Genomic DNA, 22,611 nt, shown 5'->3' with positions numbered 1-22,611 from the left:
ATTAAATTTCCATCAGCTCCTTTTCTTTTTCAGCTAAAAGAACATCAGCCTTCTTGATGAATGAATCGGTCAGCTTCTGAATTTCATCCTGTGACTTACGTTCATCATCTTCAGAAATTTCCTTATCCTTGAGTAATGCCTTAACTTCGTTGTTGGCATCACGACGTAAATTACGAATCTGAACCTTGCTCTGTTCAACATCAGCACGAACAACCTTGATAAGATCCTTACGACGCTCTTCAGTTAAAGGAGGAAGAGGAACACGGATACTGGTACCTGCAGTAACAGGATTCAAACCTAAACCGCTGTTCATAATTCCCTTTTCAACTGCTGAAATGGAACCCTTGTCAAATACGTTTACAACCAGGGTACGGGCATCTTCAACATTAACCTGAGCAACCTGACGTAAAGGAGTTGCTGAGCCATAGTAGTCAACCATAACGCTGTCTAAAATTGCAGGCTGGGCACGACCTGTACGAATCTTTGCAAGGCTTGACTTTAAAGCTTCCACAGCCTTGTTCATCTTGTCGCTAGTTTCTTTTTGGATTTCTTTAATCATATCTTTACTCCGCACTCTGAAGTGCCATCAAATAAAAAAAAGGTCTAAGACCGATAAATCTGAATTACTTAATTACAGTACCTTCTTCTTCACCTCTGATAACTTTCATCAGAGCACCCTTCTTGTTCATATTGAACACCATGATAGGCATCTTGTGATCTCTGGCCAGAATGAAAGCACTTAAATCCATTACCTTCAATTCTTTTTCGACAACTTCCTTGTATGAAAGTTCATGATAAAGAACTGCATCAGGATCCTTCATTGGGTCTGCACTGTATACACCGTCAACTTTAGTTCCCTTAATCACTGCATCAGCCTGGATTTCAATACCACGAAGGCATGCGGCACTGTCAGTGGTAAAGAAAGGGTTTCCGGTGCCTGCTGAAAGAATTACTACCTCACCCTTTTCCAGTCTTGAAATCGCCTCCATCCATGAATAAGGAGTAGTAATACCCTGAATAGGCATTGCTGACATCAAAGTGGTCTTTATGGAATTTCTTTCCAGCGAATCCCTCATTGCAAGACCGTTCATTACGGTTGCAAGCATACCCATGTGATCACCGACAACTCGATTCATGCCTGATTCAGCAAGCTTTGCACCTCTGAAGATATTACCGCCACCGATAACAAGTCCTACCTGTACCCCTGCCTTCACAAGCTCACCGATTTCTTCAGACATTCTCTGAAGAACATCAGGATCGATACCAAAAGCTTCTTTTCCTTCAAGGGCTTCACCACTAAGCTTTAACAAAATTCTTTTATATGCTACGTCTGAACTCATTTCATTACTACCGTATAATTAAATCCGCATGCTTAGTACAGAGATCTGACAAACTCTCAGCATGCGTATCGAAGTCATGACAGCTTTCATATTCTTCAACAAAAGTACACGCTTCAATGTATCAACTAATAAAAATCAAGTAATTATAATCTATATTTGTATTTTTAGTCCATAGAATACACGTGACATAATTTCCATATTCAACACGGCATGCGTGCAAAAACAGCCTTGTATTTCCATAGAACACGGCACAAAAAAAGGACAATCCATCCGGACTGTCCTTTTCAAGAAGCAAATTTATAAAAAGTTAAAATTACTTCTGAGCGGCAGCAACCTGCTGAGCAACTTCAGTAGCAAAGTCAACAACCTGCTTTTCAATACCTTCGCCTACTACCATGCGAACGAATGACTTAACAACAGCGTTGTTCTTCTTAAGAAGGTCACCAACGGTGATGCTGTCGTCCTTAACGAAGTTCTGAGTGGTAAGAGAAACTTCACCGGTATACTTAGCCATACGACCATTGATAATCTTTTCAACGATTTCAGCTGGCTTTGGCTTAGCAGCTTCAGCATTTTCTTTCATAGCGATTTCAAGCTGAACCTGACGTTCATGTTCAACCTGTTCAGCAGGAACATCAGAAGGGTTTACATACTGTGGAGCAAGACCGCAAACGTGCATTGCCACATCATTTGCTAAAGCATTGTCACCACCTTCCATGTCAACTAAAACGCCAATACGCTTGTTGCCGTGGATGTATAAACCAACGTTGCTGCCCTTGATTGCAGAAATACGGCGAATTGACATGTTTTCACCGATCTTAGCGATAAGATTGTTTAAGAAAACTTCAACAGTTTCACCGTTCGCGTAAGTTAAAGCCTTGAGAGCGGCAACATCGGTAACATTGTTTTCAGCAGCAAGAGCTACAACATTGTTACAGAATTCATTGAAGCTTGCATCCTTGGCTACGAAGTCGGTTTCGCAGTTGATTTCAGCAATGAATACGCCGTTTGCAGAAGAAGCTGATACAATAACACCTTCAGCAGTTACGCGGCCGGCCTTCTTAGCAGCCTTGGCCTGACCGTTCTTACGCATATCATCAATTGCCTTTTCAATGTCACCATCAGCAGCAACCAATGCCTTCTTACAATCCATCATGCCTGCGCCGGTACGTTCACGCAGTTCCTTTACGAGAGCAGCAGTAATATTAGCCATCTTTTAATATTCCCTAAAATTCTTGAGTAAATGAGGAGAGCCTGCTCTCCTCATAATTTACGAGTTAAGTGTCAGATTAAGCTTCAGCAGCTTCTTCCTTGGCACTGGCGGTAGTAGCAGCTTCACGAGCTTCGTTAACAGTTGCAGCTACAGCGCTGAGGTAAAGGTTGATAGCACGGATAGCATCATCATTACCAGGAACTACATAGTTAACCTGATCTGGGTTTGAGTTGGTATCAACAACTGCAACAACAGGAATACCAAGCTTGTTAGCTTCCTTGATTGCAATGTGTTCAACTTCAGCGTCGATTACGAAAAGAACGTCTGGTAAACCACCCATATCCTTGATACCGCCAAGGCTCTTTTCGAGCTTAGCCATATCACGGGTACGTTCAAGAGCTTCCTTCTTGGTAAGCTTGTCAAAAGTACCGTCGGTAGCCTGAGTTTCGAGTTCCTTAAGACGCTTGATAGACTGTCTTACAGTCTTCCAGTTGGTGAGCATACCACCTAACCAGCGATGGTTAACGTAGAACTGACCACACTGTGAAGCAAATTCCTTAACCTGTTCAGAAGCAGCACGCTTGGTACCAACGAATAATACCTTACCCTTGTCTGCAGCCTTCTTGCTGATGAAGTTTAAAGCATCGTTGAAAAGAGCTTCAGTCTTATCAAGGTTGATGATATGTACACCATTACGTGAACCGTAAATGTACTGCTTCATCTTAGGATTCCAGTAGCAGGTCTGGTGACCGAAATGTACACCAGCTTCGAACATTTCGTTAATTGAAACTTTAGCCATTTTTTTAATTTCCTTTTTGGGGTTATTCCTCCACCGAACGGGAATGTGAACTGTAAACAGCACCCCCACATTTACCTTTTTCATATCCGGTGTGTGTAATAAACAAAAAACCTCTGGTAAATTTAACCAGACTTTTTATACAATTTGAATAAAAAGCGTGCAGATTATACATTACTATCATTATACATTTCAATATATTTTTACTCGTCCGGACAAAGTCACTCCTCATTTGTTCTCTGTGCTCCGAGATACTGATATCACAATAATCAGCAATGTTTTTAAACTTTCTTTCAGTCCGCGACAGGAATTATTTTCAATAGTGCAAAATTGAAAAACAATAATTCTTATCAATGGTATAATACACGCAAAGATTTTATTAACAGATCAACGGATGTTTGCATAAGGAGCAGTCCTGAGGCAGTAATTTGAAATCCGTCGATTCTGCCATTGAAAATGATTTTATTTATAAAAAGATACGAATATGGCCAGTAATATTATTATTAAAACTCCTGAACAGATTGAAAAGCTCAGAGTTGCAGGCAGGATTGCAGCTGAAGTTCTTGAAATGATTGAACCTTATGTTCAGGCCGGAATCACTACAGAAGAGCTTGATGACATCATGCTCAAGTTCATAGAAGATGACAGGCAGGCAATTTCCGCATGTCTAGGATATCACGGTTACCCTAAATGCACCTGCATATCCATCAACGAAGTTGTCTGTCACGGTATCCCAGGAAAACACAAACTGCATAACGGAGATATTGTAAATATCGATGTAACGGTTATAAAAGACGGTTTTCACGGAGACACCAGTAAAATGTTTGTTGTCGGACAGACTTCTCCTAGAAACCACCAGCTGGTGAAAGTGACCCAGCAGTGTCTCTATGAAGCAATCAGAGCTGTAGGTCCTGGAAAGAATCTTACAGAAGTGGGCAGAGTTATAGAAAACATTGCCAAGAAAGAAGGCTTTTCCATTGTCCGTGATTACTGCGGACACGGTATCGGTGAAGGATTCCATGAAGAGCCGCAGGTCGTTCACTACTACCCTAATCCATACAGTCTGATCCTTAAACCGGGAATGGTATTTACCATTGAACCTATGCTGAATGCAGGAACCTGGAAGGTCAAAGTCAACCGTAAGGACGGCTGGACCGTAACAACCTCCGACAAACAGCCTTCCGCTCAGTTTGAACACACCATAGTTATCACGGAAACAGGTTGCGAAGTTCTTACTTTGAGAAAGGAAGAAGAAGAAACATTAGGTCGTTACATCACCAACGCGGATTAATAATACTGACCGTAAATCATCATGATTTACGGTCTCTATAATCAGTCTTCTGAATTTACGGCATCGAGTTTTGAAACCAGCTGTTCACGAAGAGATTCCTTTCCCTGCTGACTTATAGCATTCCCGTTTTTATCCGTCACAGTGAAAAAGTCATCGGCTCTTTCACCGGTAGTGGTTATCTTTGCCGCATGAATAACAAGTTCATTATCGCTGAATACACCGGCAATTTTTGCCAGAAGTCCGGGTATATCCAGAGTTGATATTTCAAAAGAAGTCACTGATTTATTGCTGTCATCCAGGAATGTCACTATCGTCGGATGTTTAAACTGCTTAAGCTTTTGGGACATCGGCTTTATTCTGGAAGGTTTAAATTCACTGGCTGCAAGCGCCGTTGAAATAGCCTTTCTTATGGCTGGTATTCTGTCAAAATCAATCTGACTGTCGTTGTTATCCACAAAAGTAAAGGTATCCAGTGCATAATTGTTGCTGGTATTTGAAATTATTGAGGCAAGAACATTAAGATTCTTTTCAGCCAGAACCCCGGTTACCCTGGCAAACAGACCATTACTGTTTTTGGCGTAAACAAAAAGTTCCGTTCCATTGGTTGCCTTATTCTGACCAAACAGCACCAGAGGACGGTCTTCTCCCGAATGATTTATTATGTTCTGGGTATGCCATGCTATCTGCTCGGGAAGATATCTGATAAAGTATTCAGGCCTCAGGTTTGTCCATATCTTAAAAATATCCAGAGGATTATTCCCCATGGCTGTAAGTATTTCCATTGCTCTCTTCTGATTTTCTCTTACATGAAGACTCAAATCAGGAGGATTTTCCAGACCTTTTCGTAATGCATTCCTGGCCTCAAAATAGAGTGTTCTGAGCAGAGTATCCTTATAGCTGTTCCATTCGGTATCATTTGTACCGCAGATATCAGCCACGGTAAGACAGTACAGATAATTCAGAAGATTTTCATCACCAACTCTTCTTGCAAATTCCGCCACGACCTCAGGTGATGAGATATCTCTTCTCTGAGCCACCATGGACATATACAGATGATTTCTAACTACCCACGCCACAAGTTTGCTTTCATAGCGGTTATACCCGTGAAGCTGACAGAAATACAATGCTTCGGGAGCACCGAGTTCTGCATGATGTCCTCCCTGCCCCTTGGCAATATCGTGGAACAGAGCGGCAATAAACAGCAGTTCAGGCATACTGATGTGACTGTATATCTGCCTGAACAGACTGAATTCCGAATCTTTCTCATGAGTAAAACTGTATATATTCCTCAATACTCTCATAGTATGTTCATCTACCGTATATGTATGGAACATATCAAACTGCATCAGACCGACAATATTTTCCCAATGAGGCATGTACAGAGAAAGAATGTGGTGTTTATGCATAATAGGCAGGGCAACAACTAGAGCACGTGGATGACTGATGATTCTCTTGAAGGTGTCCCGGCATTCACTTCTTTCATAGAGATGGTAATTTATGCTTCTTCTGGCATTTCTCAGATAACGGATACAGTTAACGTGAATACCGGTAAGTTCTTCCCTCTCTGTCAGAATCAGAAAAAGCTCAAGAATAATCTGAGGGCGGGTTACAAAAATTTTAGGATCAATTACATCAATGAGATTATCCCTGAACAGAAAGTACTGATTAAAGATTTTTCCCTCAATAACCCTTTCAGGAAAAATCTTTTCATACATCAGCTGCATGCTGATTTCATTTAATTCCACCACCCTGTGAAGAGTCTGGTAGAAACGTTTCATCAGTGTTTCCACGGGGGTATTTCCTTCACCGGTATAACCGAGATAGGTTGCCACCTTCTGCTGTCTGTCAAAAGTAAGTCTGTTATCAGGTTTGTTTATTGACAGATGCAGTGCGAATCTCATTCTCCACAGAAAGTCCTGACACTCCTTGAGCTCAAGATACTCCATTCTGGTGAGCAGGCCGTTGGTATACAGTTCCCGAAGACCTGTTATGCCGAACCCCTTGTGTGCTATCCATAGAATATTCTGAATATCTCTTAAACCGCCTGGATTATTTTTCAAATCCGGCTCAAGCATGTAGATAGTGTCTTTATGAGATGAATGTCTGGCATTCTGCTCAGCCATTTTGGCTCTGTAGAAATCAGTAATCGGCCAGAACATATCTGATTCAACTCTGCTCTTGAACATGTCATATGTTTCTTCAGAGCCCGCAAGAAATCTTGATTCAAGATAATTTGTGGCAATAGTTACGTCTTTGGCTCCTTCTTCGAAGCATTCTTCAAGTGTTCTCACTGACTGCCCTATATCCAATCGCAAATCCCACAGCAGACTGGTAAATTTTGAAATCTGTTCATTCAGAGCTTCGGTTATAGGCTCCCTGCTTATAAGCAGTATGTCTATATCAGAATGAGGCTGCAGATCCGAGCGACCGTAACCGCCCACAGCCACAAGACTCAGGGTTTTATATTCATTAAAGTTGAACTGTCTGTAAAGTCTCAGCATCAGTTCATCTATAAACATGGAACGGTTAAGAACCAGTTCATTAACGGTAACTCCGGCAAAAAAAGCTTCTTTCATGTCTTCAAACTGTTTCGCAATAGCTTCGCGACCATTCTGCATCGTGATTTCAGAATCAGGCCAGAACCCTGTGTTACCGTTGTTCATAATTTAATCCTATGCTTATATATTCTTATCTTTAATTCATTATTTCCCAAGTTTATCAGGGAATTCAACTTTTTTCCGCCAACGCAGCCATAGATTTTAAGGTTAAAATCAGCCTCATGAACCAGACTTTTAAGCATGAAGCGGAAACACTGAAATTTTTTTTGAGATTATCAGTAGAGTCATAAATTAGGAGAGAACCTTATCACAAAACAGAAACATGATTACTGTTCACACCGGAATACGCCATAATCATGGAGATACCTGATGACAATCATGCAAATCTGATACCTTTTTTGAAATTACTGCACCATAAAAAAAGCCTTCGCATCAGCGAAGGCTTTTTGAATATGCTTAAAACATCAGAATTGAAAATTAACCGCCGAAGTTATCCAGCAGGATATTTTCATCTTCAACACCAAGGCTGTGAAGCATATCGATAGTAGACTTGGTCATCATTGGAGGACCGCACATATAGAATTCACAGTCTTCCGGAGCCTTGTGGTTCTTCAGATAGTTTTCATAAAGAACATTATGAATAAATCCGGTGTAACCAGTCCAGTTATCTTCAGGTAATGCATCACTTAAAGCAATGTGCCATGTAAAGTTTGGATGTTCCTTGGCAAGCTGATCAAATTCTTCCTGATAGAACACTTCCTTGAGGGAACGAGCACCATACCAGAAGCTGATCTTACGGTTGGTCTTGATTCTCTTAAGCTGATCGAAAATATGAGAACGCATAGGAGCCATACCGGCACCACCGCCGACGAATACCATTTCAGCATCAGTTTCCTTGGCAAAGAATTCACCGAACGGACCTGAAATTGTTACCTTGTCACCAGGCTTCAGTGACCAGATGTATGAAGACATCTGTCCAGGAGGAAGGGTTAAATCGCGAAGAGGTGGAGTTGCAATTCTCACGTTCAGCATAATCAGCCCCTTTTCTTCAGGATAAGAAGCCATTGAGTACGCACGGAGAATGTGAGTATCAACCTTTGAAACCAGATCACGGAGTTTAAACTTGTCCCAATCATTCAGATATTTTTCAGGAATATCGAAATCACGGTAGTTAACAGTGTGAGGTTCAGCTTCGATCTGAATATAACCACCAGCTCTGAAAGGAACTTCTTCACCTTCAGGAATCTGCAGACGGAGTTCCTTGATGAAGGTAGCCACGTTATTGTTTGAAATAACGGTACAGGTCCACTTCTTAACACCGAATACTGAAGCAGGAAGTTCAATTTCCATATCCTGACGAACACCGACCTGACATGCAAGTCTCCAGCCTTCTCTGACTTCACGCTTGGTTAAATGACCAAGTTCGGTAGGAAGAACGTCACCACCGCCTTTAGTCACCTTACAGCGACACTGACCGCAGGCACCGCCGCCGCCACATGCAGACGGAACGAAGATACCCTGGTTGGCAAGTGCGGTTAACAGCTTGTCACCTGCAGGAACTTTAATAGCCTTTTCAGGATCGCCGTTGATACCGATGGTTACATCACCACTGTTTACCATGAAATGCTTGGCAACAATAATTGCTGATACAAGCAGCAGCACGATAAGGATGAATAAACCAACACCATATAATACGGTTAACATTTAACTTTATCCCCCTTAAAGCTTAATACCAGAGAAGGACATAAAGCCTAAGGCAATAAGTCCGGCAGTAATGAATACTATGCCTAAACCGTTGAGGCCCTGTGGAGTATGAGCATACTTGAGTTTTTCACGGATTGCAGCGAGAAGAACCAGAGCAATAGCCCATGAAGTACCGGAACCGATACCATAAACCACAGATTCAGCGAAGTTGTATTCACGCTGTACCATGAATGACACGCCACCGAAAATAGCACAGTTTACTGTAATTAAAGGCAAGAAAATACCCAAAGCGGAGTAAAGGCTAGGTACATACTTATCAAGGAACATTTCCAGAATCTGCACCAGTGCGGCAATTACACCGATATAGGTAATAAAACCTAAAAATGACAAATCAATACCGGTCTGGATTGCATTTGGCTTCAACACATAGGTATAAACAAGGTTGTTAGCCGGTACGGCAATGGTCTGTACAACAATTACCGCAATACCTAAACCGATAGCTGTCTTAACCTTCTTGGAAACTGCCAGGAAGGTACACATGCCCAGGAAGAAACTAAGAGCAAGGTTCTCAATAAAGACAGACTTTATAAATAAATTAACGTAATCCATTATGAAGCATCCTTACGTGAGGTGTCATACTCAGGCTTGGTATTAACCTTGTATACCTGATTGGTTAACCATATTAAGAGACCGATTAAGAAGAATGCACATGGAGGCATCAGCATGAAGCCGTTTGGCACATACCAGCCGCCGTCATTTACGGTCTTTAATAAAGTAATATCAAACCACTTGCCTGAACCGAAGATTTCACGAACGGTACCCAGGAAGCAGAGAATGATACCGTAACCGATACCATTACCGAGACCATCCAGGAATGATAATACTGGAGGATACTTCATGGCGAAAGCTTCAGCACGACCCATAACGATACAGTTGGTAATAATCAGGCCCACGAAAACAGAAAGCTGCTTTGACAGGTCATAGCTGAAGGCCTTGAGGAACTGGTCTACAACAATTACCAGAGAAGCAATTACTGTCATCTGAGCAATAATTCTTACGCTGTTCGGAATGTACTTACGTATAGAAGAAATAATCAGGTTAGAGAAAGCAGTTACGAAAGTTAACGCCAGACTCATAACGAGAGCAGTCTTCATGTTTGAGGATACTGCAAGTGATGAACAGATACCGAGTACCTGAATCATTACAGGATTATCCTTAATCAAAGGTCTTGTAAAAACCTCTTTTGCAGAAGGTAAATCACTCATTATTTCACCTCTTTATTCTTTAACTGCTGTAAGAACGGAGCATATACGTCTTCGAACCAGTACTTAACTGAGTTATTCACGCCGTCACTGGTAAGAGTTGCACCGGAAATGGCATCAACCATATATTCACTGTTCTTGTCAGCGTTCTTTTTCACTGCAAACTGATAGGCACTGTTTTCATCGTAAAGCTTCTTGTTTTTCCACTTTGCTGTGTACGCAGGATTTGCAACTTCAGCACCGAGACCAGCAGTTTCCCCCTGACTGTAATACTTCAGGCCTTCAATAGTGGTACCATTGGCATTTACGGCAAGATAACCGTACATGGTAGACCACAGCCCCTGACCGTAGAACGGAAGTACAACCTTGGTGGTTGCTCCGTTTTCAACAACAAAATATACAGGCATGTACTTGGCGTGGGTCTTTATACCGGCAGAATCCTTACCTGACTCAATTACAGTATTCTTGCCCGGAAGTTTGGCTTCAGAAACGAAGTTATAGGCACCGGCATCACTGCTGCCGACAACCTTTTCTACTTCTGCATCACTTAAAAGCACGTTTCTGTCGAGATCAAGAAGTCTGGCCTTAACCTTGTCATTGAACAGTGTGGTTATATCTTCACCTTCATAATCAATACCTGCAGCTTCGAGCACGCTCTTCATACGGTCAACATTGATTTCCTTTTCCTGTAAAGGCTTAAGTACAACCACTGTCAAACATACTAAAACAGAACATACAAAGCACAGTAAACCAATTACGGTGAATGTTCTTAATGTACTATCTTTGTTAGCCATTTTTTAATTTACACTCCCCTTTACAAGAACTGGTTTAGCTGCAATGCGCTTACGACGGTTGATATTGAACTGGGATACACAGTAGTCAAACAGAGGAGCCCAGCAGTTCGCAAATAAGATAGCGAGCATCACGCCTTCTGGGTATGCAGGATTGAATACGCGAATCAGACAAACCATCACACCGATAAGGAAACCGTAAGCAATCTTACCTTTCTTGGTAAATGCTGATGAAACCGGATCGGTAGCCATGAAGAAGATACCGAAAGCAAAACCACCAACAACAATATGTTCAATAAATGACATCTGAAGCATGTGATTAGCAGGGTTTACAGATACCATGGAGTTGCATAAGAATGACATGATAAGGAGACCTAAGAATCCACCTAAAACAACTCTTGCTGAAGCAACGCCCATAATGATAAGAGCAATACCGCCGATAAGAATACCGAGGGTTGAACCTTCACCGATACAGCCAGGAATGTTACCTAAGAATGCATCCATCCATGAGTTCAGTTTGCCGGTCTTAGAGAATTCACTGAGAGCTGTCGCACCGGTATATCCATCAACAGGAACCCATACGGCATCACCTGAAATCTGTGCAGGGTATGCAAAGAACAGGAATGCACGACCAACAAGAGCAGGATTCATGAAGTTACGACCTGTACCGCCGAATACTTCCTTGCCGATGATTACGCCGAAGGAAATACCTAAGGCAACCTGCCATAAAGGAATGGTAGGAGGAACAATAAGAGCAAAGAACAGTGAAGTTACAAACAGACCTTCGTTAACTTCATGCTTGCGGACGATACAGAATAAAACTTCCCAGAAAGCACCTACACCGAAAGAAACGGCATAAATAGGAAGGAAGAATATCGCACCGATAAGCATCTTGCTGTAAATGCCTGCATCAGATGAAAGCGAACCACCCAGCATCTGCACCAGGGCATAATGCCAGTCGGCACTGAACAGACTGAATGAACTTGAGGTATCAGCACTTGATGCAATCGCATTGATTGTCTGATTACCAACATTAAACCAGCCCCAGAACATGCATGGGAATACAGCAAAGAACACCATAATCATCATGCGCTTGAAATCAATAACGTCACGTACATGAGTGGTGGTGTTGTGAGTAACTACGCCCGGAGTGTAAAAGAAAGTTGAAGTACCTTCAAATAAAGGATAAAACTTCTCAAGCTTGCCGCCTTTGGAGAAGAGAGGTTCAAGCTTATTAAGAATAGAAAGAATCATCTGTTACCCCTCTAACTCAATCTTGGTTAAACACTTTCTGAGCAGTCTGCCATACTCGGTCTTACCAGGACATACATATGTGCATAAAGCAAGATCTTCTTCATCAAGTTCCATGCAGCCTAACAGCTTGGCAGCATCGGTATCACCGATTTCAATAGCTCTTAGAAGCATGGCAGGAATAATATCGAGAGGCATGATCTTTTCATAGCTTCCGATTGGAACCATTGCTCTTGAGCCACCGTTAACAGCGGTGTTGATGTCGTAATCTCTAGGAGGCAGGAAGGCACTGAGAACGGTACGGGTTACGGAATGCTTCTTTGCGCCCGGCATAATCCAACCGAGGAACTCACGCTTGTTTCCTTCAGGGATAACACTCACCTGCAGGTGGAATCTTCCAAGATAATCAAAAGCGCCTGCAGCTGTATTACCATTCAGTACGGAACCGGAAATCACACGATAATTTGAACCAGAAAGTTCGTTTGCAGTGATTTCAGATACACATGCACCCTGAATTGTTCTGATTAATCTTGGTTTAATTACATTCGGACCGGCAAGGCTGATTACTCTTTCACTGTAGATGTCACCTGTTCTGAACAGATGACCGATGGCAATCACTTCCTGATAACCGATAGACCACATAACGTGTTCTTCTGAAGCTCTGTGAATGAAGTGAATATGAGTACCGGCAAGACCTGCTGGATGCTTACCAACAAAGATTCTTTCCTGAATGTTCTTTGACTTGTAATCAGTTGGCAGAGAAGCTTCACCCTTACATACGTATACATTACCGCCGGTAAGAGTACTAATTACATCAAGACCGTCACAGAAATCCTTTGCATGGCTGCTGATAACAACCTTAGGATCTCCTGCCAGAGGGTTTGTATCCATTGCAGTAACAAAGATATGTTCAGGAGCTGAATCCACAGCCGGAGTCTTGCTGTACGGACGTGTTCTGAAAGCTGTCCACGCACCTGAATCAACCAGCTGCTTTACAACCTCATCACGACTTAAGGTACAGAGATCTTCATTAGGATAAGCATTAAATTTTCTGCTACCAACAATAGCAGAATCCATTTCGATAACTAAAGACTGGAACGCCCTTTTTTCACCACGGTTAATGGCAACAACCTTACCAGGAACAGGTGCTGTATAGCCAACGCCAGGATTCTTCTTATCTGTAAAAAGAGTCTGACCCTTGTCCACAACATCACCAACTTCAACAAGCATGGATGGCTTTAACCCAGGGAAATCGGTACCTAAAATGGCTACATGCTTTACGGCATTATTACTTGCATTAACCACATTTTCCGGTTTACCGCTGATAGGGAGATCTAATCCTTTCTTGATATTTATCATTGTATTTCCAAAGAATAAATTGCAAAAGAAAGCTCTATGTCTTTACGACACACCCAAAAAATCACGACCCTCCGTCCCTTTGCAAAAAAGACAGAGTAATCGGAATTGTGGTGTAGTTTATCACACAAGTGAATATTTTTGTTATTTTAGTTTTTGGTTATATGGAATATTTATAAATTCTGATGATTATGCAACAATCAGTAAATCACTGTCAGATAAGACTTGTACGAACCAGTATCTGATTTCTAATCAACTTTTTCATGTATTCTGTTTATTCAGAAAACATGAATGATTATGCAGACACTTTTTCCTTTTCACTGTTTTCAGATACAGCTTCTCCGTAAGGAGCTATATAAATCAGCATCAGCATACCCGGTATAGCAAGAGCATAACAGATGATAAAGAAGTTTTCATAGCCTACACTGTTGATAATGTACCCTGCTCGAGACGTAAAAAGAGTTTTAGGCAAAGCAGACAGAGCCGTCAGCAGAGCCAGCTGAGTAGCAATATAATTCCCTTTGGTTTCCCTGCACATGTATGCTACGAAACACGCTGTTCCCAGTCCGGCTCCCAGATTTTCACCGCACACGACAAGAGACAGGAGAAAAGAATTAGGAAATTCAAAACTACCAGCCATATTAGAATGGAACGACTCGATTCCCAATCTCCCGAGCGTACCGTTGATAAATCCGTCAGATGAAACAAGGAAGGACACGAAATCCACCTGATTCTGCCAGACATGGGTAATAAAAACAAATCCAAGGATGGTAACTATCTGTGCCAGACCAAACCACCATAATGCTTTGTTTATACCTATTTTCAGCATTATGATACCGCCGACAATGCTGCCTACGAGCAGGGCCCAGAATCCCACAATCTTGTTTACTGTTCCTATGACTGTTTTTGTATATCCCATTTCCATGTAAAAAGGTGTAACAAGTGCTGTTGCCATGCTGTCGCCGAACTTATAAAGAAAAATAAACATAATCATGGCCAGAAGACCTATTCTGCCCTTGCGATCAATCAGTTCCTTGAATGGTTCAACCACGGATTCCTTCAATGATCGATTGGCTGTTCTGGCTACCTGAGGTTCACTTATAAAGAATGTTGTCATCAGACCGACCAGCATAAACAAGGCTGTTATTATAATCGTCAGACTCCACGGCAGATGATCACTTAAAAACAGGGACAGTGTTCCGGGAATCAGTCCGGCAAAACGATAGGCATTAACAAAGATTGAATTGCCCAGTCCCAGCTCCTCATCAGACAGAATTTCTCGCCGGTAGGCATCTAGAGCAATGTCCTGCGTTGCGGAAAAAAATGCCACAGTAAAATATAAAATCATTATTATATTCAGCTGAAACCCGACCTTCGGCGAACAGAACCCCATCATTATGAAGCAATAAAGCAGAATTATCTGAGTAAGAAACATCCAGGTTCGACGTCTCCCCACCCTGTTGGAATAAAACAAATCAAGAGCGGGAGCCCAGATGAATTTCCATGCATAAGGAATCGTCAGAAGAGAAAGAGAACCGATGGTACTAATGTCTATTCCTTCATCCTTAAGCCATGCCGCAACCAGATTATACAGAAAATAAAAAGGCAGCCCGGAAGTAAACCCCAGGCAGATGCACAAAAACATTCTTTTGGAATAAATTCTAGACAATACGGAATTCTGTTTATCTGTTTGAGCCATGATTTTATTATTTTCTTATTCTGTTTAATCTTTAATTATCAACTATTCAGCGTAATATCATCCATTTATTAACATAAACAATGACATTTCAAAACACACAACGATATTCAGGTAAACATCATAGCAAATATTAATTTTTTTTCTCTTAAAAAGACTTATTCAGACCAATATAATTGATAAAAACAGCTAATCATCGCAAAAAATATTTAAGAAAACAAAAAGGCTGAACAAAAGTTCTGCCTCTTTCTTCAAATAATTCACAGGAAACTGCTGAAAATCTTCCGACTAGTCCCTGAAATTATTAAACTGGAACGGCTGACCTAGTTCTGAACTGCGAACAAGGGCAATAACTTCCTGAAGATCATCTCTCTTTTTACCGGTAACACGCACGGTTTCGCCCTGAATCTGGGTGGTAACCTTGATTTTTGAATCTTTAATAAGTTTAACCACCTTCTTCGCCATGGCCTGATCTATACCGCTTTTAAGTTTCACAAGCTCGTTACATCTTTTTCCTGACGGTTCAGGTTCCTGAAAATCAAGAGAAGCAGGATCAATATTACGCTTGGACATTTTGTCACGTAAAATGTCATTCATCTGCTTAATCTGAAAATCAGCATCTGCAGATAATTTAATCTGCTTATCCTTTTCAACTAAGGTAAAGGTGGCATCAACACCTCTGAAATCAAAGCGGTTGGTAATTTCACGATTAGCATTGTCTACAGCATTCTGAACTTCATTCATCTGAAGTTCAGAAACAATGTCAAAAGAAGGCATACTCACTCCATTTATAACATACAGCACGAAGACGAAAGACTTCAGCACCGTTTCAAACATACAACGAATATCAGTCAGGAATCACTGACTGTCCGAAAAGACCATAGGTCCTCACGTTAAATTATTATTACTTAACACGGTTCAGAATATTTTTATAACCGTCAAGAAACTGTTCAGCCTTACCGACAACTGACACGCCGTCCATTCCACACTGTTCATAGATTTCAGAAGCGGTGGCCTGTTCGATAAACTCATCCGGAATACCAAGATTAAGCACAGGACATACCAGATAATTTCTGCTTACAAGCCTTGCAACCTCTTCCCCGGCTCCACCTTGTACAACTCCGTCTTCAAGAGTTACTATAACACTGTGTTTTCCGGCCATGGATACAATCAGTTCTTCATCCATTGGCTTAACGAAACGCATGTCAACAACAGTGTAGTCCTTATGCTGTTCATTTACAGTCCTGTAAACATCATGAACCAAAGGCCCCCATACAATAAAACAGATATCCTTTCCTTCCCTGAGAACATTCCCCTTTCCTATTTCAACAGTAGCATCAGTAACTTCGTTGTCAGAGAATATTCCTCCACCTCTAGGATAACGCACGGCAGCAGGGTGTCCGTATGCCAATGCGGTATTAAGCATCTTCCACTGCATTCCAAGCGAACTAGGAGTCATCATAATCATATTCGGTACAGACCGAATAAATGCTATATCAAAAACCCCCTGGTGGGTAGGGCCATCTGGTCCTACTACGCCGGCTCTGTCTACAGCCACGACCACGGGTACATCCTGAATTGCCAGGTCATGAATTATCTGGTCATAAGCTCTCTGAAGGAATGTGGAATATACACAGACCACCGGCAGCATACCGCCCGCCGCAAGCCCGCTGGAAAGAAGCAGAGCATGCTGCTCAGCTATGGCCACGTCAAAATAACGGTCTTTGTATTTCTGGGAAAACGGCACCATTCCTGAACCGGAACACATTGCAGGGGTTATACCCATAACCTTTTCATTATGTTCGGCCGCGTACATAAGCCAGTTTCCGAAATTTTCATCAAATGTATTTCTCTTCTTGTCAGATGTTTCCACTCCGACAGGCACATCAAATTTCGGAACCCCGTGATATGCAGTAGGATTTTCCTCTGCAGGCTGATATCCTTTTCCTTTAATGGTACCTACATGAAGAATTCTCGGACCTTTTAACTGCTTGAGGTTCTGAAGTACAGACACCAGTGTTTCTATATCATGCCCGTCAATCGGTCCGACATAGTTAAATCCCAGTTCCTCAAACAAGGTTCCCGGAAGCATCATTCCCTTAAGATGCTCGTGTGCCCTTATGGCAAATTCCTTGATTTTAGGCAGAGAAGACAGGGTTTTTCTCCCCTTCTTCAGCATATTGTTGTACGAAGGGGCACTGAGCCACATGGCCATATGTTTGGACAGACTCCCAACGCTTTCAGAAATACTCATTTCATTATCATTCAGAATGATGAGTACATCTTCATTAAGGTCACCTGCATGATTCATTGCTTCGAAAGCCACGCCGCCGGTCAAAGCCCCGTCACCTATGACAGCAACAACCTTCTTGTCATTTTTCTCAATTCTGTTGGCGATTGCCAGTCCCAGAGCTTCGCTTATGGAAGTACTTGCATGACCTGTGGAAAACACATCATATTCACTTTCCTGTCTCCACAGGAAAGGATGAAGTCCGTTTTTCTGACGTATGGTTTTCAACAGATCTCTTCTTCCTGTTAAAATTTTATGGGGATAAGCCTGATGTCCCACATCCCAAATAAGCTGGTCATGAGGAGTGTCAAAAACGTAATGCAGTGCAATGGTAAGTTCTACAGCTCCAAGTCCGGAGGCAAAATGACCACTCGTCTTACTCACTGTACTGATTAAGAAATCTCTAAGCTCAGAAGCCAAGGAACTCAGCTTACTCACCGGAAGTTTCTTTAAGTCCTTGGGAGAATCTATCTTACTTAACAGAGGATACTGTTCACTACTCATCTGTTAATGATCCCTTTCTACTATGTACATGGCAAAATCCTGCAGAATTCTGGTATCAAAAGGCAGCGCAGCGACTGAAGCCACTGCTGTTGAAGCCAGAGATTTGGCATATTCCTTGGCTTTTTCTAATCCCATAAGCTTTGGATAGGTGCTTTTGTTTGAATCAATATCCGATCCCTGAGGTTTTCCCAAGGTTTCGGTATCGGAAATTATATCCAGAACATCATCCCATACCTGAAATGCCAGACCTATGCAGTGAGCATAGATACGGAAACCTTTTTTGATGTTCTCATCAAGATCCTTAACACACAGAAGACCTAATTCCACCGCACTTTCAATCAGTGCTCCGGTCTTGTACTGATGGACCTTCTCAAGTTCACTCTGAGAAACCAGACGGTTTTCAGCTTCAATGTCCAACTCCTGACCACCGCAAATCCCCTGATAACCGCTTCCTACGGCAAGCACTTTAAGCATTTCAACCTGATTAGAAAGCATATCCTTTTCAAACTCCGCTTTCGCAAGAACCTCAAAAGCAAAAGCCTGCAGAGCATCACCTGACAGAACCCCGGTAGCTTCACCATACTTCTTGTGCACAGTAGGATGACCTCGTCTCAAATCATCATCATCCATAGCAGGTAAATCGTCATGAATCAGCGAATAGGCATGAATACACTCTATGGCGACAGCCGGAGCATCAGCAAGCTTAAGATCTGCGTTCAAGGCATTGGCTGTTGCATACACCAGAAAAGGACGAACGCGCTTTCCTCCTAATAAAGTGCCGTAACTCATGGCCTCCTTTAGTTTAGGAGCAACGACAGGTAATCCATCTATAGCCTGTTTTAATTTTTCATTAACTCTTTCCTGATACGCTGTCAAAACTTCCTTTAAAGTCATATCACTCACCTATCATATACGTGTATCTGCTTTCTTACATTCATTATACAGATTATTGTTAATATATTCTAAACTATATTCCGGCATTAAAATCAGAAACGACATCATCTCCTGTTTTTGTTCCGTTTGCCAGAGATTGACTGTCGGTTAGTATTTTTACTTTTCCTTCTGCATCCTTTAAAGCTTTTTCACAGTCTTTAATCAGCCCCACCCCCTGTTCAAAAAGACTCAGGTGCTCGGATAACGGCAGTTTTCCAGACTCCATCTTCTTCACAAGTTCATCAATCTGTTCAAGCATTTGTTCAAGAGTCTGAGGATTATCCATAAGTTAATTTCCACCGATCAACACAAAATATTTACTAAAAGGAGGCAATAAGTCCTATAATGCGACCTTAAGAAAGAATGATTATAGCACGGTATCATTTTTCGTGCGATACATCGAACGAATGTGTTACCTCAGCCAGATTATTAACAGCCCCGTTACTACACAGATATGAAAACCATCAGATATCACGGAAACATCCGAAAAGCAAACAACAGAGCTGACTTAAAAAAACTTCACGGGAAACCAGTGGCCTGCATTATAGGAGCAGGAAGTATCGGTCAGTTGACAGCCGAACTGCTCAGACGCAAAGGTTTGTTTAAAACCTGTTTTATTGATACCAGAATCAAAAAAGAAAAACGTGTTACCTGTTCCTGTGAATCAATAAACAGCGGGACAACATACAGATGTTCCAAAGGGGTGTATCCTGAGTCCTTTGTAAAAGCTGCTGATTTAATCATTATCACTGTGAAAGCATTCTCTGTCGCCAAAATCATCAGAGACATAGCTCCTCATCTGAATCGTAAAACGCCGGTTATTCTTATGGTTAACGGTTTCGGAGCCCAGGAAGAATTAAAAAAGCTGACTCACGAAAACAGACTTTATCTGGCTTCCACCTCAAACGGTGCAACTCATAAAAAGTACAGTGTATTTGAAAAAGGACTGGGTACCACCTACGTAGGACCTCTGAAACACGCAAAAGAAACCGAAGTTATAAGATATTTTGTAAAAAGTCTTCCTTCAGGAACATATACTGATGCCATTTATGACGAGCTTCTGAGAAAACTGGCAGTAAATGCCGTAATCAACCCTGTAACAGCCATAAGAAACTGCGTGAATGCCGAAATTCTGCGCGATCCGGAAATTATTAAGAATATCATAACCGAAATAACTCCTGTCCTCAGAAAATTAGGACTCAATGACTCTTCTGAAAGTCTGCAGCGCCGTGTTGAAACCGTAGCGGCAAACACGGGAACAAACTATTCATCCATGCAGCAGGACTATTATTACGGCAGATTATCAGAAATTGATTACATTTTAGGAATTTTAATCAAAAAAGCCAAAATTTATGGTATAAAAACTCCATGTATAGATAATCTTTATCAGAAACTGAAAAACATGTGATTAAGGAGTTCTTATGACCTCAGCTCTTGTAATTATGGCTAACGGTGCGGAGGATGTGGAAACCATCTCCGTAACTGATATTCTATCCAGAGGAGGAATAAAAGTTACCACAGCAGCCGTATCAGACTCTTCAACTGAAATATCAACAGCCCACGGTCTGACCATTAAGACCGATATTCTGCTCAAAAATGCCAATGATAATTATGATGTTGTAGTTGTACCTGGTGGATATGACGGTTCCATAAACTGCAGAAAATCAGAGCTTGTAGGGAACATTCTAAAAAAACAAAGAGAACGCGGAGCCCTTATTGCTGCTATCTGCGCCGCTCCGGGATTTGTTCTGGCTCATCATGGTATCCTTGACAACACTACTGTGGCAACCGGTTATCCTGGAACCACTGATGAAATTCCCGTCAAATCAGACAAGGATGTGGTTATAGACCCTGTTAATAAGATTATTACAGCTCAGGGGCCTGCTTTTGCGGCAAAATTTGCCTTCACAATTCTAGCTGTTCTCAAAGATGTGGATACAGCTAACAAAGTTGCATCAGGAATGCTCTATACTCATGATATTACCGCTTAATTTTAAAGAAGATGAAAAAGACCGGCACACCAGTCTTTTTTCATTCATATTATTACCTGTGTCATATTAACACCTTCCGGAAAATTTGTTTCATTGTATCCGGAAGTTGCAGCAGATACTTAAAGAGCACAGCAGCTCTGCTGTTTTTCTCTCTGACGATATACCTTGACATTCTGGAAGCCCTGATCCTTTAGATACATGGCCTGCATCTTGCTCATAACTCCCTTGTCGCAGTACAGGAGATAGGTTTTTGTCTGATCAAGATCTTTAAATACGGAAGAGATCTTAAAGAACGGAATTGTCAGATGTGGTTTATCTGTCACCAGAGGTTTTGCATCGATTTCATCCTGAGCTCTGATATCAACAACTACTTCATTGCTTGCTGCATAATCAGTAATTTCCACATCTCCGCCAATCATTTCCTTTGTATCTTCTGGAATATCCCTTATATCCATCCATTTTGATGCTTCAGCAAGTTCATCAATAAGAGACATGTCAATCTTGCTTTCTTCAGACTCAACAAAATTGATATCTGCTTTGACTGTCGGACGATCGGATATAACTCCACAGTATTCAGGCATCGTTTCCGCAAAATGGATGGTACCAATCTCTCTTGCCTTATCAATGATGTCCTGCTTGTCGGTCACGACCAAAGGTCTAAGAATCAGAGTATCAGTTACTCTGTCTATCACAGACAGATTGGTAAGTGTCTGACTTGACACCTGTCCGACGCTTTCGCCAGTAACCAGAGCACCGGCGCCAAGCTTTTTGGCTATTATGGATGCAATACGCATCATCATGCGTTTTAAAATCACACCTCTTACACTGTGATCCGTTTTAGTAAGAATTTCACCGACCATCTTTTCAAACGGAACACTGATAAAACGAACCTTGTGAGATGAAGAGAATTTATCCCAGATATAGTAACTTTCCTGCTTAACACCTATTTCATGAGCGTTGCCCCCCATGTTAAAGAACAGGTAATGCACACGACAGCCTCGTCTTATGAACATATATGAAGAAACTCCGGAATCGAAACCGCCGGAGATAAGACTCAGAACCTCTTCCTGAGTAGACAGCGGATATCCTCCCATTCCCTGATAAACGGAAGTAATAAGAAACATGCGGTTATTGTCAATTTCAAGATTTATGGTCATATCAGGATTTTTCAGTTTAACCCCCTTTGAACTGAAATTCTGATTAAGACCGCCACCTACGTATTTTTCAACATCAATAGACTTAAAATCCTGATTTCCTTTTCTTTTTACACGTACACAGAAAGTTTTATCCTGAATCTTTAAACCGTATACGGCAGCTACCTTCTCGTATATATCATGCATTGAAGAATATTCATATTCCTCAGATTCCAGAATCGTATGAATTCCGGGAATACGACAAAGGAATTCGGCGATCTCGGCAGGAGTTTTAGAACAAGGGCTTTCTTCATCTAAACGAACTACAAGCTTATCCCAGCAGTCCTGAATTTTAACCTTGACAGAAGCTCTGTTGAGCACGTTTCTGATATTTCGCTGCAGAACCTTTGACATTTCCTGTCTGACAGATTTGCTTTTTACGATGATTTCAGGGAAAAACTTAATAATGTATTTCATAAGGAGTATAACTATGTGTGTAATA

At 41.6% G+C, this 22,611-nt stretch carries 20 protein-coding genes; 3 read left to right on the top strand and 17 right to left on the bottom strand.

Translation table 11 applies throughout. The annotated features are described in order from the left end of the window. Position 1: 1 nt before the first annotated feature. The 4 genes from frr to rpsB all read right to left on the bottom strand — a co-directional run bounded on the left by frr (position 2) and on the right by rpsB (position 3,352). Positions 2–559, bottom strand: a complete 558-nt coding sequence (gene frr, locus BMY80_RS03600; RefSeq protein WP_031578771.1) for a ribosome recycling factor — start codon at positions 557–559, stop codon at positions 2–4. 64 nt (positions 560–623) lie between these two features. Next, positions 624–1,340 (bottom strand): UMP kinase, encoded by a 717-nt coding sequence (gene pyrH / locus BMY80_RS03595; RefSeq protein WP_093140976.1) that lies wholly within the window; start codon positions 1,338–1,340, stop codon positions 624–626. Between the two features lie 313 nt (positions 1,341–1,653). After that, a complete protein-coding gene (gene tsf, locus BMY80_RS03590) occupies positions 1,654–2,553 on the bottom strand; it encodes a translation elongation factor Ts (RefSeq protein ID WP_031578773.1) in 900 nt (299 codons plus the stop codon). Between the two features lie 76 nt (positions 2,554–2,629). After that, complete coding sequence (gene rpsB / locus BMY80_RS03585; protein ID WP_093140974.1) at positions 2,630–3,352, bottom strand: 30S ribosomal protein S2; 723 nt, start codon at positions 3,350–3,352, stop codon at positions 2,630–2,632. 481 nt (positions 3,353–3,833) lie between these two features. Between rpsB and map the strand changes: the two genes are divergently transcribed. Next, entirely contained in the window at positions 3,834–4,640 is an 807-nt protein-coding gene (gene map, locus BMY80_RS03580) for a type I methionyl aminopeptidase (protein WP_093140971.1), read from the top strand. A 41-nt stretch (positions 4,641–4,681) separates the two neighbouring features. On the opposite strand, the gene glnD is transcribed toward map, so the two are convergent. The 12 genes from glnD to BMY80_RS03520 form a co-directional block, all read right to left on the bottom strand. Continuing rightward, the gene (gene glnD / locus BMY80_RS03575) at positions 4,682–7,303 is read right to left on the bottom strand and encodes a [protein-PII] uridylyltransferase (RefSeq protein WP_093140969.1); all 2,622 of its coding nucleotides are present in this window, start codon (positions 7,301–7,303) and stop codon (positions 4,682–4,684) included. Positions 7,304–7,675: 372 nt separating this feature from the next. Next, entirely contained in the window at positions 7,676–8,902 is a 1,227-nt protein-coding gene (gene nqrF, locus BMY80_RS03570; RefSeq protein WP_031578777.1) for an NADH:ubiquinone reductase (Na(+)-transporting) subunit F, read from the bottom strand. A 15-nt stretch (positions 8,903–8,917) separates the two neighbouring features. After that, positions 8,918–9,511, bottom strand: coding sequence for an NADH:ubiquinone reductase (Na(+)-transporting) subunit E (gene nqrE / locus BMY80_RS03565; RefSeq protein WP_031578778.1), 594 nt, complete (start codon positions 9,509–9,511; stop codon positions 8,918–8,920). After that, positions 9,511–10,167 carry an NADH:ubiquinone reductase (Na(+)-transporting) subunit D gene (locus BMY80_RS03560; RefSeq protein ID WP_031578779.1) on the bottom strand — a complete coding sequence of 219 codons (657 nt, stop codon included), beginning with the start codon at positions 10,165–10,167 and terminating at the stop codon, positions 9,511–9,513. The genes nqrE and BMY80_RS03560 overlap by 1 nt, the downstream gene beginning before the upstream one ends. Further along, positions 10,167–10,958, bottom strand: a complete 792-nt coding sequence (locus BMY80_RS03555) for a Na(+)-translocating NADH-quinone reductase subunit C (protein ID WP_031578780.1) — start codon at positions 10,956–10,958, stop codon at positions 10,167–10,169. Before BMY80_RS03555 ends, BMY80_RS03560 begins: the two co-directional genes overlap by 1 nt. Before the next feature lie 3 nt (positions 10,959–10,961). Continuing rightward, positions 10,962–12,209 (bottom strand): NADH:ubiquinone reductase (Na(+)-transporting) subunit B, encoded by a 1,248-nt coding sequence (locus BMY80_RS03550; protein ID WP_093140964.1) that lies wholly within the window; start codon positions 12,207–12,209, stop codon positions 10,962–10,964. A gap of 3 nt (positions 12,210–12,212) precedes the next feature. Continuing rightward, entirely contained in the window at positions 12,213–13,565 is a 1,353-nt protein-coding gene (locus BMY80_RS03545; RefSeq protein ID WP_031578782.1) for a Na(+)-translocating NADH-quinone reductase subunit A, read from the bottom strand. Positions 13,566–13,857: 292 nt separating this feature from the next. After that, positions 13,858–15,231, bottom strand: a complete 1,374-nt coding sequence (locus tag BMY80_RS03540) for an AmpG family muropeptide MFS transporter (RefSeq protein WP_245730030.1) — start codon at positions 15,229–15,231, stop codon at positions 13,858–13,860. Positions 15,232–15,546: 315 nt separating this feature from the next. Beyond that, on the bottom strand, positions 15,547–16,035 hold the full coding sequence (locus BMY80_RS03535) for a YajQ family cyclic di-GMP-binding protein (RefSeq protein ID WP_031578784.1): 489 nt from the start codon (positions 16,033–16,035) through the stop codon (positions 15,547–15,549). A gap of 127 nt (positions 16,036–16,162) precedes the next feature. Beyond that, positions 16,163–18,052 carry a 1-deoxy-D-xylulose-5-phosphate synthase gene (gene dxs, locus BMY80_RS03530; RefSeq protein ID WP_093140959.1) on the bottom strand — a complete coding sequence of 630 codons (1,890 nt, stop codon included), beginning with the start codon at positions 18,050–18,052 and terminating at the stop codon, positions 16,163–16,165. Between the two features lie 3 nt (positions 18,053–18,055). After that, positions 18,056–18,946, bottom strand: a complete 891-nt coding sequence (ispA, locus tag BMY80_RS03525) for a (2E,6E)-farnesyl diphosphate synthase (protein ID WP_093140956.1) — start codon at positions 18,944–18,946, stop codon at positions 18,056–18,058. A 73-nt stretch (positions 18,947–19,019) separates the two neighbouring features. Further along, positions 19,020–19,271: an exodeoxyribonuclease VII small subunit gene (locus BMY80_RS03520; RefSeq protein WP_031578787.1), complete on the bottom strand. Its 252-nt coding sequence runs from the start codon at positions 19,269–19,271 to the stop codon at positions 19,020–19,022. A gap of 246 nt (positions 19,272–19,517) precedes the next feature. Between BMY80_RS03520 and BMY80_RS03515 the strand changes: the two genes are divergently transcribed. Together BMY80_RS03515 and BMY80_RS03510 are read left to right on the top strand one after the other, a co-directional pair. Further along, positions 19,518–20,393, top strand: coding sequence for a ketopantoate reductase family protein (locus tag BMY80_RS03515; protein ID WP_198020412.1), 876 nt, complete (start codon positions 19,518–19,520; stop codon positions 20,391–20,393). A gap of 13 nt (positions 20,394–20,406) precedes the next feature. Then, positions 20,407–20,976 carry a DJ-1 family glyoxalase III gene (locus tag BMY80_RS03510; protein WP_031578789.1) on the top strand — a complete coding sequence of 190 codons (570 nt, stop codon included), beginning with the start codon at positions 20,407–20,409 and terminating at the stop codon, positions 20,974–20,976. A gap of 119 nt (positions 20,977–21,095) precedes the next feature. On the opposite strand, the gene thiI is transcribed toward BMY80_RS03510, so the two are convergent. Beyond that, positions 21,096–22,586, bottom strand: coding sequence for a tRNA uracil 4-sulfurtransferase ThiI (thiI, locus tag BMY80_RS03505; RefSeq protein WP_031578790.1), 1,491 nt, complete (start codon positions 22,584–22,586; stop codon positions 21,096–21,098). Positions 22,587–22,611 lie beyond the last annotated feature (25 nt).

This window comes from Ruminobacter amylophilus (genome assembly GCF_900115655.1).
GTDB classification, from domain to species: Bacteria; Pseudomonadota; Gammaproteobacteria; order Enterobacterales; family Succinivibrionaceae; genus Ruminobacter; species Ruminobacter amylophilus.
The sequence above is the reverse complement of the archived record's forward strand: the minus strand, read 5'-3'. Positions and strand labels throughout refer to the sequence as shown.